Source organism: Streptomyces sp. NPDC048461 (assembly GCF_055587105.1).
In genome coordinates this window covers 16,471-29,271 of sequence record NZ_JBVJGW010000033.1, presented here as the reverse complement: position 1 = coordinate 29,271, position 12,801 = coordinate 16,471, and the positions used below count along the sequence as shown (strand labels likewise).

The window sequence follows — 12,801 nt, the reverse complement described above, 5'->3', positions numbered from 1 at the left end:
GGCTGGGCTGAGGGGTAGGAGGGGCGCGGTGCCAGCGGCGGTTTCGTGGAGTGGGTGCGGTCTGCTTCCTGGGCGGTCGGATCTGGCTGCAGGGTCTGTTGGCACTTGGGGTGTGCGGGGTCAGGGCCTTGGGGTGGCGTCTCCGTGCTCGGACGGGGTGACGGAGCGGTGGGGCTTGGCAGTGCGCGCTGGGATGGTCAGGACGCGGTGTGGACCGCCGTATCGATGCCGCGGGTGGCGACGAGGTGTGCACTGCCGTCGGCCAGCCGGTAGGACAGCCCCACCACTGCGAGGCGGCCGTCGGCGACCCGTTCGGTTAGGACGCGTGAGCGTTCGAGCAGCAGGTCCACGGTGTGCTCGATGTGCTCGGCGAGGATCTCCTCGGGCGTCTCGCGTCCGGCGGCGCGGGCTGCCAGCACGCTCGGGGTGACCCGTTCGACGACATCCCGGACGAAGCCGCCGGGTGTCTGTCCGTTTTCCAGGGCGGAGCAGGCCGCGGCGACGGCGCCGCACGAGTCGTGGCCGAGGACGACGACCAGGGGCGCGTTGAGGACGCTCACACCGAATTCGATGCTGCCGAGCACTTCCGTACCGGCGACATGCCCGGCGGTGCGGACCACGAACAGGTCGCCCAGGCCGCGGTCGAAGATGATCTCGGCGGCCAGCCGGGAGTCGGAGCACCCGAACAGCACGGCGAAGGGCTGCTGGGACGGTGCGGTCTCGGTGCGGCGGGTGGCGTCCTGGTTCGGGTGCTCGGGGGTGCCGGAGACGAAGCGCTGGTTGCCGGCCATGAGCAGCTCGAAGGCGTCGCGGGGCGTCTGGGTCTCAGTCATGGCCGCAGCCTACGAGGCAGCACCGGCTGTCGCTGGGACCGGTCCCGCCGGAAGGCGCCGGGTCGGGCGACGCGGCCGGCGGATCTGCAAGGCGGCCGGTGACAGCAGAGGCCTACCTGCGTGCCCCGCCCAAGGCGTGCAGCCGTGCCGCCCCGTCGATGACGCCGACGTGTCGGTGGCCCGTACGGTCGTCGTCCGGCTCGGTGTGCCCGGATTCTGCTCGTCAACGTTGCCTTCGGTGGCGTGCCACATCCGGCTGATGCTGCCGCTCCGACTTCGTCACTCCGGAGCCAGGGCGGTGTCGCGCCGCCGAAGGTCTTGCACCGCCAAGGCCACGCCCCGGCCGTCGCCCACCATCCCCCAGAGTCCGATCGGGACAACGAGCCACCGCCAGGCACTGTGGAAATGCGTGATCGCGATGATCACGAAGACCAACTGGAGTGCACAACCCGCGAGGTTCCCCAGCAGGCGCAGCACCGGGTGCGGTCTCCTGCGGAACACCTTCTCGAACCAGGTCTTAGCCACTTGCCCACCCCTCAAATCAGTCCGGGGCCCCCGGACGACGACAGGGAAACAGTAGCGACGTACTCAGAAAGGCAGGCACTCAGCTTGTTCTCTACTACCAAGATCTGCAGGTTTGCTGATGGCCTCGAGGAACTTCAGCTAGACGGCGCCACCGGCGACCATGATCACCACCGGCATCACCCGGGCCGTCGTCGTGGCGCGGCGGACATGCGCCACGGCATTGCCCACGCCGACCCCCCACCCCGGCAACATCCACCTCCACGCCGCCGTGGTCGGGGCCATGGAGCGTCAGGGCAGGGGCATGAATCGACGAGAGCGACTGCGCTCTGGGCCGGCTGCGACCGTGAGAAGAGGCGATCGACCGCGGTCGCAGCCGGACGCGGTAGGAGGTGTGGACATCCTGCCGACGAGGCCACTCTGCCCGCCGGACCCCTGCGGTGGCTGTACTCGGAGCGGCACGGTTTCCAGGACAACCCGATCAGGCCCATCCGGAAGAGTCCCGAGGCGCCTTACGCGCACGTACCAGCCACACCCGGTTAGCTCCGCGGCAAGGTGACCGGTGCTGTCTGTCTTCCTGCCCGGAGCCGCGGGCGGCCGTATGCCGAAGGCCGGCACCCGGTATGGGGCCGGCCTCCCTGGTTGGGCGAGGGGGTCAGGGGGCTTCGCCGACGAGTTCTTCGAGGACGTCTTCCATGGTGACGAAGCCGATCACCGTGCCGCTGTCGTCGGTGACGGCGGTGAGGTGGGTGCCCGCGTCGCGCATGGCGTTCATGGTGTCGTCCAGCGGCGCGTCCTGGTCGACCCGGGTGACCGTGTGCAGAGCCGAAGCCACCACCAATCTCCGTGACCCTCGCCGCGCGCATCCGACGCGCAGCCAAGCACTATCGCGCGGACAGCCGACCCACCACACGGCGCCTCAAATCATGGATTTGCTGGGCGGCCGTATCCGGCGAACGCTGGGCGGGGCCGCGCCTGACCAGCGCGGGGAGGGAACCGGAGCCCTTGAACTCGCCTCCGTCTGATCACATCGGCCGCTACAATTCCAGCCATCGGAAGGGGGGTCCGACTCTGCAGTCGCGCCATCGTGCTGCGCCCTCCTTCCTTCCCGCGCCGGGTGATCCGGGGTCGAACGCATGCCCGGATCACCCGCACAGCACTGAAGGATCACGATGTCCCAGTCTCACGCCAGTCGCAGGACTATCCTCGCCTCCCTCGTGGCCGCAGCTGCGGGTGGTCCGCTCCTGACCGGCCTCGCCGCGACTCCGGCCGCCGCTGCCGGCGGCGACCTCTACACATCGAACTCCGACCTGTACGCGAAGGCGATCGAAGGACAGGACTTCGCCCGCCGGTTCAAGCGGCACGAGGTCCTCGACAACGACAAGACCACCACCCCTCTTCCCCGCCTGACCAGTGTGATGGCCATCCACGGTGGCGGAATCGAGATGGGTACTTCCGAGCTCTGCCTGGCCATAGCGGGCTACCGCCCCGACACCCTGGCACCCGTCACGACGGGCGCCCCGGTATACGACTACTGGATGCTCGAAGGCATGCGGTCTTCCAACAACGGCGAGCTGCATGTCACGGCGTCGCACTGTGACGACACAGTTGCGCGCTCCATGGCAGCCGGCAGCGCCAATGTCCTGAGCCTGCACGGCTGCACCGCGGCTCAGGCCGGCGCGCCCACGGGTCAGCCCAAGGCGGTCGTGGTCGGCGGTCTCAACCCCCGTTTCCGCCAGCTGCTGTCCACGAAGCTGAGCGCTGCAGGCTTCCAGGTGCTCGGCGGTAACCCGGAGGACCTCAACGGCGACCTGCCGGAGAACATCTGCAACCGCACCCTGACTGCCGAGGGCGGCGGCCAGCTGGAGATCACCACCGAACTCCGTCAGAGCCTCTTCGGCAACTTCTCCGGTGCGAGCAACCGTGCAGCCACCACCAACGCGGACTTCTGGAAGTTCACCAACGCCTGCCGTGACGCAATTGCGGCGATGGAAGCCGAACAGCTCGCGCGTAAAAGCCTCTTCGTCTACTGAGAACTCGTAACAGGATCTTGCGAGGGGCGCCGGCGGGCGTGACCGATGTGATGATTCAGCCGTTGTGGCGGTGGGAATGGTCGGCCGTGGATCGTGATGGTGACTCCGACGAGGTTGAGGTCTTCGAGGGGATCAACGTCATCGTCTCTGACGGACTGCTGATCCCGGACCTGGCCATTATCTCGGTGGCCGCCTCCGAGGAGTCGGGCGTCGTCGTGTCCGCCCGCCACGTTCTTGTGGTGGTGGAGATCGCCTCGCCGTCGACCCGCGTCACCGACCGTAAGCTCAAGCCGTCGCTGTATGCGGCGGCGGGCATCGAGCACTACTGGCGCATCGAGCTGGGACCCGCGCCGCGGCTCCTGATCGGCCACCTCCACAACGGCGCGTACTTCGACCAGCCGCCGCTCCTGGTGGGCGCCGTCGCCCACATCGAGGGACCGTTTCCGATCGCGTTCGACCCCGCCTCCCTGGTGGGCAGGTAGGGCCGGGCAGCACAACGAGAGGCCCCCGTTCCGCCGGATGACTCCGGCGGAACGGGGGCCTTTTTGCGTTCCCGGCACCGCGACCGGCGCGCGGCTCAGGTCGGCGGCGGCGCGGCGAAGGCGGCCGAGGCCCGCATGCGGTCCGGCTCGGCAAACTCGCCGTCCGCTACAAAGCGACCGTGTTGGTCGCAGTCGTCAACGAATGGCTGCGACCAACACTGTTAGAACAGGCCTTAGCTCACTTGCTGAAGTAGCCGGTGATGTCGGCGATCAGGTCCACGCGGCCCGCCCGGTTGTAGAAGCTGACCTTGCCGTCGACGACGGGGACGATCACCAGGTTGGGGATCGTCTGGCCGGCGGTGACGTTCAGGTTCGACGCCGTCGGGCGGGTCGTGCCGCTCGGGAACACGGACACGAAGCTGGGCTGCGTCGGGTTGGTCGCGGTCACGTTCAGGATGACGGCGGTGACGCCGGTGGCAGGAACGCCCTCTACGCCCGCGACCTGGAGGGTGACCGTGTTGTCCCCGCCGAGCGTGCCCGGGACGCCGAGGCCTTCACGCGTGTCCATCAGGCGCCTGGGCCCGATGTTGGTGTGCGAGGAGCCCGCGGTGCTGTCCGAGAAGTAGCCGGTCACGTCCGCGATCAGGTGGACGTCCCCGGCTCGGTTGTAGAAGCTGACCTTGCCGTCCGCCGATACCGGGACGACCACCAGGTTGGGGATCGTGCGGCCTGCGGTGAAGTTCAGGTTCGACGCCGTCGGAAGGGTTCCGCCGGAGGGGTAGACCGACACGAAGCTCGACTGCGTCGGCTCCGTCGCCGTCACGTTCAGCACGACCGCCTTGACGCCCGTGGCCGGGATGCCGCCGACGCCCGCCACCTGGAGGGTGGCCGTCTGGCCGCCGGCGATCTTCTGCCTCGGGACGCCGAGGCCTTCCCGGCTGTCCATCAGGCGCGTCGGGCCGTAGCTCACGTACGTGGAGCCTTCGCCGCTCGCCGTGAAGTAGCCGGTGATGTCCGCCAGCAGGTGGACGTCACCCGCGTTGTTGTAGAAGGTGACCTTCCCGTCGTTCACCGGGACGATCACCATGTTCGGGATGGTGAGGCCCGGCGTGAAGTTCAGGTTCGACGCGCTGGCGCGGCTGGCGCCGGCGGGGTAGACCGACACGTAGCTCGCCCGGGTGGGCTCGGTGGCCGTCACGTTCAGCGCCACGGCGGTCACGCCGGCTGCCGGGATGCCGGTGGTGCCGCCCGCGACCTGGAGGGTGACCTCGCGGGCATCCCCGACCTTGCCCTGTGGGGTGCCGAGGCCCTCACGGGTGTCCATCAGTCGCTTCGGGGCCACGGGCACGAACTTGACGTCCTTGACCGCTGCCACGACGGTGACAGGGAGGCTGGTGGCCACCTTCCCGTTCGACGCGGTCGCCACGACCTCGACTTGGTGGCTGCCGAGCGCCAGCGAAGTGGACGCCTGACGGGCACCGCCTCCGGTGATCGCGACCGGCTTCCCGTCGACGAGCAGCTCGAACTTGGTGAGCCGGTCACTCGGGGTGCTGGTGTCCCACTCGACGGTCAGCGGTCCGCGCGTCTCGAAGGAGGCGTTCGGCTGCGCCGCGGCTCCGTTGACCTTGGCGATCTTCAGCTTCGCCGCGGGGCCCGACGCGCGGACGGAGCCGAGCTGCGGGTAGAGCGAGTTGCCCGGGCACTGGGTGTTGAAGGCGTCCCGGTGGCCCGAGAGTGCCTTGAAGGTGTAGGACTGGCCCTTCGTGAACTGGGTGCCGAAGTAGTTCTTCTGCGTGTCGCCCGCTACCAGCGTCGTCGTGCCGTTGATGTCGCCGTCGTACTGGCCGAGCTTGTACGCCGCGATGTCCGCCACCGCCGCGAGAGCCTCGGGGGACGCGCCGGCAGAGGTGTAGTCGCCCAGCACGGCTATGCCTGTCGACTCGGCGTTCCAGCCGTAGGTGTGTGCGCCGTTGACGGGCTGGTCCACACCGCCCTGACGGCCTTCGAAGACGTTGCCGCAGCGGTCGACCAGGAAGTTGTAGCCGAGGTCGCGCCAGCCGTTGGTCTTGACGTGGTAGACGTGCAGGCTGCGGACCATGGCCGCGGACTCAGCGCACTCGTACGGGGTGGCCACCGTAGTGTGGTGGACGAACACCGCCTTGATCTTCCCGTTGGGCAGGTAGGTCGGGCCCTCGTCGTTCAGGGACTCGTCCGCTCCCCACGCCACGCGCGAGCTCACCTCGGGCTTGGCCGCCGTCGAGGCGGGACCGGGAACCGACGGGGGCGACTCGACCACGGGAGGGGGGTCCACCGCGGGGGCGGCGAACGCCACCGGGGCCGCGGCCAGGCTGTCGCCCTTCTTCTTGCTCTTCTTCGCCTTGGCGGTGCCCGGGTCGACGAGGTTCAGCTCCAGGCCGTCGGGCAGCTCGGCGCCGCCCTCACCGCCGATCCGAACCTCGGCCCCGTCCGACAGGCCCACCCACACGGGCTCCGTGGAACCACGCGCGCCGGGGCGCGGACCGTCGAGCCCCGCCTTGACCGGCTCAAGACTGATCCACTTCGACCACTTCCCTGACTCGGCGTCCCGGGTGCGGGCCTCGATGGACCCGTTCAGCTTGGCGGAAGGGTTCCTCCAAGAGACTCCCAGCAGCCCGAAGGGCTTCGTGTCCTGCTGCGAGAGGACGGCCTTGTCGTCCCCCTTCTCCTTCAGCGCGAGCTTCTGCACCTTGCCCTCGACGGGATCGCCCGCCTTGTTCGGAGCGCTGTAGTCGATGCCCTCCAGAGGGTCGGTGCCCAGGCCATTGGCCGCTCCCTGGAATCCGAGTACCGCCACGACACCGAGCGCGACGGCCAGAGCCGTCCCACGCGCACGTCCGAGTCTCAAGTTGTTCCCCAACCCCTGTCGCATCATCACCAGGTGACAGCCCTGGTGAGCCGGATGCTACGTGCACGCATTCGCGGCGCCGCAAAGGGGGTCGGGTTCGGCGGGGACCTCCCTCGGGCCGCCGCACGACTGTGGCCGAGCTTCGCTACTTAAGTATTACGGCATGCCCGGGATGGGCGATTCCCCCTGTATGGGTGGGTTGTTGTGGGCCGAGGCGTTGTGGGGGATGTGTTCAGCTTGTTCTTTATCTACCAGCATCTACCAGGATCTACCGGGTCTGCCGATGGCCTTGAGGGTTTCGGGACGTTTGACGGTCTTGCTGACGTCGTAGCGGGGTGCGGGACGGCGGTTCTTACTAGCCGGGCGGCCGTCCGGGACCGGCGCCACGAGGTCGGGGAACACGGGCGCTGCAGCAGGCGGGCCAGCTCGCCATCGACGTCGACCTTGCCGGTGTCGACCGCCGTCTCGATCTCACCGGCTGGATGTCCGGCGACGCCGAGCAGGTACTGGAACGGCTGGTCGTAGCCGACTGGCTCCGTCTGCCGGCCGGCGTCGCCGAGGCCCTGGCCTCCCGGCCCGAAGATGCGCGGGATCATCACCCTGGCCGACGAACAGACCCCCCAAGCGGAAGAGGGCCTCCCCCTGGGGGAAGGCCCTCCTCTTACGCACGCCCGGTCTGCTGGACGATCAGCTGTCCTTCTCCTCGTCCCACAACACGGGGAGCACGGCGGGGGACAGCAGGCAGTACACCGTCATTGCGGCCATGAGCAGCCAGGTGACGGGCGCGGTGGCGCACTTGGAGAGTGCGTCCGCTGCGCCGAGGGTGGTGGTGGCGCCTGCCAGCGCCACGAGGCCCCATACGAGAACCCCGTAGAACAGCATGACCTTGACCCTGTCCTTGGCCGTGGGCGGCCTGAGCCTGTCCCTTCGCGAGACGAGCTCCGGCAGGACAACGGGGGAAAGACCGCAGTAGGCCAGAACCAGCGCAGTCCACGTCCAGGCCGCAGGCTGGGAATACACCGAGCCAAGGGCCTGGAGCAGGCTGTCGCCCGTCTGGGCCGCGCCCCTTCCCGCGCCGAAGAGCACGATGCCGTTGAGCATGATGGCGACGGCGATCCGGTTGGCGGGACGGGTGCCCCACCGGGTGGAGGGGCGGTTCGGGGCGGCTGTCATCGGGCGCACCGGGCTCCGGGACGGGCGAAGCCGTAGAGGGAGCCTCCGTAGGCTCCGTAGATGCCGCCGGTGGTTCCCCAGGTGTCCGCGCGGTCGGATCCTCGGAATCCGTAGGGATATACGCCCCAGCTGCCTGCCATCATGGAGCCGAACATACCGACGCCGGCTCCGTAGATGCCACAGCGGAATGGGGCGCGGACGCGGGGCGCGGTCCAGCGGTAGGCGCTGCGGGCCTTGCCCCAGGACCAGCGGCCGAACCGCGGGACGTTGGTGCGCGACCAGCTCCAGGCGCTGCGGCCCCAGCCCCACGCGGTGCGGCCCCAGGAGGAGCAGCGGCTCCAGCAGGCCCGGCCGGCGGTCCACAGGCCTCGGGCGGCGATGACGATCCACTGGCCGTCAAGGTCGAACTTGTTGATCGGGTCGCCGCCTGCGTACTCGTAGGCGTTGTGGCTGCCGCCGTAGACCGGGTCGCGGGACAGGAAGCGGCCGGTGTCCGGGTTGTAGAGGCGGACGCCCATGAGGATCAGGCCGGTGGGGGTCTCCGCGGAGCGGAGCTTGGCACCGAGCCAGCCGTAGCGGGCCGGGCTCATGCTGGGCCGCGGCTTGCCATACTCGTCGGCGTCGAGTGCGATGGGTGCCTTGCTGGTGTCCAGCGGCAGGCTGAGGCTGACGTCGCCGTGGATGTTGGTCAGCTGCAGCGCCGTCTCGCCGGTGGCGGAGGTGAAGGCGCCCAGGTCGCCTTCGGGGGAGCTGACGTTGCGGGTGATCTCGTTGGTGGTGATGTTCTCGACGGTCCAGCGGGGGCTGTCACCGTCGTTGTCGTAGTGGTTGACCTTGTTGTCGACCGTGGTCCACGTGCTGCCGCTGCCGGTCTCGGACTTGGCGTTGCGCAGCCGGTGAGCGGCGTCGAGCTGCCAGGTCTGCCGTGTGGTGCCGGAGGTCTGCTGGTAGACGAGGTCGTTGGCGTAGTACCCGATGGTGGTGCCGGGCAGCGCAGTGGTGCGGCCAAAGGCGTCGTAGACGTATCCGGTGTCGACGAGGCGGTCGGCGCTGTCGTAGGTGTGGGTGGTGGTGGTGCCTCCGGTGGTGGGGCAGTCGGCGCCGGGGGCACCGGTCGCGGTGGTCAGGGTCTTGCGGTTGGCACGCGCGTCGAAGGTGTAGCTGCGCCGGGTGCAGATGGTGTCGGCGGTGTCCTCGACGTTGACGAGGCGGCCGGTGGCGTCGTAACGGTTGTTCTGGGAGGCCCATTCGGCGTTGGTGGTGGCCTGGCCGTGGATGGACTTTGTTACGGCGTCCGAGTAGACGATCGAGCCGTCGCTGTCACGGGTGTAGACGCGGTCGGTCGGCGAGCCGGTGGTGTCTTCGGTGATCTTGAGGGTGTAGCCGCCGGGCAGCTTCTGGTCGGCCACGCCGCCGTTCGCGTCATAGGTGGCGGTGAAGGCACCGGCGACGGAGTCGGTCAGGGTGGTGGTCAGACCTCGGGGTTCGGCGGTGTGGTCGTAGGTGTAGGTGGTGGTGGACGGTACGGAGTCGGTGACCTTCACCGGCCGGTTGAGGAGATCGAACTGGGTGGTGGTCGTGCCTCCGTCCGCGTCGGTGTAGCCGATCTGGCGGCCGAGCTTGTCGAACGCCTTGGTGATGGTGCCCGCCGTCGGGGAGACGGTCTTGACGGCGGTGCCGGTGGCGGGGTCGTACTCGGTGGTGGCCTCGGGAACGGCCTGGCCGATGCCGCCGGTCGTCTTGACGTTCACGACCCGGCCAGCGACGTCGTGGGTGGTCGTCGTGGTGCGGGTGCTGCCGTTGGCGGACTCGATGACCTTGGCCTCGGCGCCTCCTCACCCGCGACGGCGGCCGCCGCCGGTAGACACAACCGCGCTCCACCGGCGGGACGGGCGTAGCAGGTCAGACAACCGCCGTCTGGCCGGTGGCGACACCGCTGCACTGCGCGGTGTCCCACTCGTCCAGAGCAGCGCTCAGCGCGGCGGCGACGTCGGGCTCGGTGTCCTTGTGGTTGGCGCGCCAGCGCAGGTACGGCTCGGCCCCCTGGAGCAAACCGGAGCGGGGGTGCTCCTGCACCATGCTGCGGTGAGTCCCAGGGCAGGAGACGTGGCTCCAGGCATCGAAGCAGCGGCGGTCGGCGACGGGGACATGGCCATCGACAAAGGAGCCGTCGCGGCCGGTGCAGCGCCACGTCGTGCGCAGGGCGCACGTTCGGCAGGCGAGGGTGCCGACCATGTCGGGGAAGCGGCGCTGCCATTCCGCGTCCAGCGCGAACACGTCGCCGGTGGGCGGGATGTTCTTGCGGCACAGGCAGCAGCTGATGCGGAACGCGACGGACACGGCGGAGCTCCCAAAAGGCCGGCGGGGCAGGACGGCGACAGCCTGGCACCCGGCCGCGCGCCGAGCCCGGAGCCATGCCGACCGCACCGTCGCCGTTGCGGCTGCCCGCAACAATGCAACGCGACCTTGCAACACCCGCTGCAACAGACCCCTACAACAGACCCCGTTGCGCCTCTGAGCTGCGGCAACTCCCGTTGCACGGCCCTCGCCACCCCGTGTCGCAACGCACCCCTAATGAGCGATTCGTTGCGCGATCTATGCGCGATTCATGAGCGACTGAGGTATGGTGGTGAGTGGAGGTGACCTCTGTGTCCACGGATGAGAACGAGCTGTTCAGTGCGGTCGATGCGCTGCTGGAGCAGGTCGCGCAGGATGAACTGCCGGCCCCCTCGGAGCGGCGGCGGCTGCGGGAGGCGGCAGGGCTGAGTCAGGATCAGATCGCCAAGGTGTTGCAGGCCCGCCGTGAGGCGGTGGGGAACTGGGAGACGGGCCGGACTGAGCCGCGGCCGCCGAAGCGCGCCGCGTACGCCCGGCTTCTGGAGGGCCTCGCCGCGCGCTTCCCGTCCCCGGCCGCCGCTACGACGGCGCCTACGTCCTGGTACGGGCAGACGAGCACACCCGCTCTCGACATTCCGTCCCCGCCCGCGCCTTCCGCCGTGGACACTTCGGTGCCGGAAGCGCCGGCGGCCGTGAAGACCCCGCCCCGCCCGGCGGCGGACACCAAGCCGTCGGCGTCGTCGCGGCGCCCGGGTGCGAAGAAGGCTGTCGCGAAGCCCGCGCCCGCTCGGGCCGCCGCCGATCCGCGGTTCGAGAACGGTCCGCTCGCCGTCCTCGACGTCGAGGACGGCCAGGTCGTGGCGTACTGCGTCGGCGGCCTGGTCCTGGACGTGCCCGCCAAGACGCTGCCGGCCCTGGTCGACTGGACGCTGACCGAGGCGAAGCTCGGGCAGGCCCGCCTGCACCGCAGCGGCTACGACGCCGACCCGATGCTCGTCCTCACTCCGGCCGCGCTGGAGCGCTACGGCCTGCCCACCACCCTCACGCCCGAGGAGCGCAGCGCCGGACGCCTCAACGACCGTCACAAGGTCGTCAAGCAGGTCGAGCGCGCCGGGCTGGAGCTCACCAAGCGCGGCTTCGGCGCGTGGACGCGGATCTTCTACCGGCCCGAGGACGGCAAGCGGCGCTGCGTGCAGCTGTGCATCCCGGCCTGGGGCGCGCTGCCCACGAGCGAGTGGGACGACAAGAAGGACCCGCAGCTGCCGACGATGTCGGCGGCGGACCTCGCGCGGTTCCTCGGCTCGTACGCGGAGCGGGTGATCACGCCGCGCGGCTTCACGGCGACCACCGGCGTGGCGCTGATGACGGCGCTGCGCCCGCCGACCCGCGCGGAGAAGGACGAGGCCACCGGCACGTTCGAGCGGGCCTTCAACGCCGACGCCCTGACGCAGGTGTATCCCGTGGTGGAGTGCGAGGTGCCCGACGAGCACCCCATCCTGAAGGGGAAGTGGCCCCGCCACCACGAGCGGACCCCGGCCGAGATGCTGATGGAGGAGCCGTTCAGCTGGTGCCGGGAGCTGACCGACGACGAGTGCCTGAAGCCGTACCTGGTCGGCATCGACGTCAACATGGCGTTCGCCGCCGCCGCCAACAGCCTCCTCGTCGGCCTGAACGGGCCCACCCACCTCACCAACAACCCCGCCTTCGACAAAGCGCTGCCCGGCTCCTGGCTGGTCGACCTCTCCCACGTCGACCTCTCCCGCGCCCGCGTAGGCGGCCGCACCATCGACGGCGACCGGCTCCCCTCCCCGTTCACCCCGACCGGGGAGCGCCCCACGGGCCCGGCCTGGTACGCCACACCCTCCGTCGCATACGCGGTCCAGCTCGGCTTCGACGTCGCGCCGATCGAGGCGTACGTGCGCACCGAGACCGGCCGCTACCTGGACCCCTGGTACGACCGGCTGCGCGACGCCTACCTGGCGACGATGGCCGACCTCGGCATCACCCCCGGCATGGACGACCACGCCTTCCTCGAGGCGATGGCCCGCGTCAAGGACGGCGACCCGGCGCTGAAGCTGCTGCTGAAGGCGATCAAGGCGACCGCGAAGGGCGGCATCGGCAAGCTGCGCCAGCGCAACAGCCGCGGCGAGGTCCCGTTCTACGAGCCGTGGCCAGCCCTGGAGCGCGAGACGTGGCGCCCCGACATCCGGGCCGCCGTGCTCTCCACCGTCCGCGTCATCATGCACCGCAAGATGATGAAGACCGCCGCGGCGGCCGACATCTACCCCGTCGCCATCGCCACCGACTGCCTCGTCTACCCCTCCACCGGGCCCTCCCCGATCGACCTCCTCCCGTACACGCCCGAAGGCAAGCCGGTCACCGGCACGTTCCGCCTCGGCGTCTCGCCGGGGATGGTCAAGCACGAGGGCACCCAGACCGTCCTCTGGGCGGAAGCGGAATTCGAGAAAAACGGGGGCCTGTTCAACATCGCCCGGAACATCAAGAACGGCCGCCCGGCCGACGACGACGGGGAGTAG

At 69.6% G+C, this 12,801-nt stretch carries 9 protein-coding genes and 2 pseudogenes; 3 read left to right on the top strand and 8 right to left on the bottom strand.

The window, feature by feature from the left end:
* Window positions 1-197 precede the first annotated feature (197 nt).
* The 3 genes and pseudogenes from ACZ6S8_RS35005 to ACZ6S8_RS34995 form a co-directional block, all read right to left on the bottom strand.
* Window positions 198-833, bottom strand: a complete 636-nt coding sequence (locus ACZ6S8_RS35005) for a carbonic anhydrase (RefSeq protein ID WP_469461879.1) — start codon at window positions 831-833, stop codon at window positions 198-200.
* A gap of 279 nt (window positions 834-1,112) precedes the next feature.
* Window positions 1,113-1,358, bottom strand: coding sequence for a hypothetical protein (locus ACZ6S8_RS35000; RefSeq protein WP_469461877.1), 246 nt, complete (start codon window positions 1,356-1,358; stop codon window positions 1,113-1,115).
* A 652-nt stretch (window positions 1,359-2,010) separates the two neighbouring features.
* A pseudogene (locus ACZ6S8_RS34995) lies at window positions 2,011-2,184 on the bottom strand (CBS domain-containing protein); the annotation flags it as partial.
* 343 nt (window positions 2,185-2,527) lie between these two features.
* Between ACZ6S8_RS34995 and ACZ6S8_RS34990 the strand changes: the two are divergent.
* Window positions 2,528-3,388: a poly-gamma-glutamate hydrolase family protein gene (locus tag ACZ6S8_RS34990; protein ID WP_469461875.1), complete on the top strand. Its 861-nt coding sequence runs from the start codon at window positions 2,528-2,530 to the stop codon at window positions 3,386-3,388.
* Window positions 3,389-3,426: 38 nt separating this feature from the next.
* Entirely contained in the window at window positions 3,427-3,870 is a 444-nt protein-coding gene (locus ACZ6S8_RS34985) for a Uma2 family endonuclease (RefSeq protein ID WP_469461873.1), read from the top strand.
* 238 nt (window positions 3,871-4,108) lie between these two features.
* Here ACZ6S8_RS34985 and ACZ6S8_RS34980 read toward each other — a convergent pair whose 3' ends face one another.
* The 5 genes and pseudogenes from ACZ6S8_RS34980 to ACZ6S8_RS34960 form a co-directional block, all read right to left on the bottom strand.
* On the bottom strand, window positions 4,109-6,703 hold the full coding sequence (locus ACZ6S8_RS34980; RefSeq protein WP_469461871.1) for an N-acetylmuramoyl-L-alanine amidase: 2,595 nt from the start codon (window positions 6,701-6,703) through the stop codon (window positions 4,109-4,111).
* Window positions 6,704-7,012: 309 nt separating this feature from the next.
* A pseudogene (locus ACZ6S8_RS34975) lies at window positions 7,013-7,166 on the bottom strand (NF041680 family putative transposase); the annotation flags it as partial.
* Between the two features lie 275 nt (window positions 7,167-7,441).
* On the bottom strand, window positions 7,442-7,927 hold the full coding sequence (locus ACZ6S8_RS34970; RefSeq protein WP_469461870.1) for a hypothetical protein: 486 nt from the start codon (window positions 7,925-7,927) through the stop codon (window positions 7,442-7,444).
* Window positions 7,924-9,678: an RHS repeat-associated core domain-containing protein gene (locus ACZ6S8_RS34965; protein ID WP_469461868.1), complete on the bottom strand. Its 1,755-nt coding sequence runs from the start codon at window positions 9,676-9,678 to the stop codon at window positions 7,924-7,926. Before ACZ6S8_RS34965 ends, ACZ6S8_RS34970 begins: the two co-directional genes overlap by 4 nt.
* Before the next feature lie 151 nt (window positions 9,679-9,829).
* Complete coding sequence (locus ACZ6S8_RS34960) at window positions 9,830-10,267, bottom strand: hypothetical protein (protein ID WP_469461866.1); 438 nt, start codon at window positions 10,265-10,267, stop codon at window positions 9,830-9,832.
* A gap of 308 nt (window positions 10,268-10,575) precedes the next feature.
* On the opposite strand from ACZ6S8_RS34960, the gene tap reads away from it, so the two are divergent.
* On the top strand, window positions 10,576-12,801 hold the full coding sequence (gene tap / locus ACZ6S8_RS34955; RefSeq protein ID WP_469461864.1) for a telomere-associated protein Tap: 2,226 nt from the start codon (window positions 10,576-10,578) through the stop codon (window positions 12,799-12,801).

What these genes read in the sequence shown, in the direction of transcription:
- ACZ6S8_RS35005 (WP_469461879.1), bottom strand. Translation starts at nt 833, where the DNA reads ATGACTGAGACCCAGACGCCCCGCGACGCCTTCGAGCTGCTCATGGCC.
- ACZ6S8_RS34990 (WP_469461875.1), top strand. Translation starts at nt 2,528, where the DNA reads ATGTCCCAGTCTCACGCCAGTCGCAGGACTATCCTCGCCTCCCTCGTG.
- ACZ6S8_RS34970 (WP_469461870.1), bottom strand. Translation starts at nt 7,927, where the DNA reads ATGACAGCCGCCCCGAACCGCCCCTCCACCCGGTGGGGCACCCGTCCC.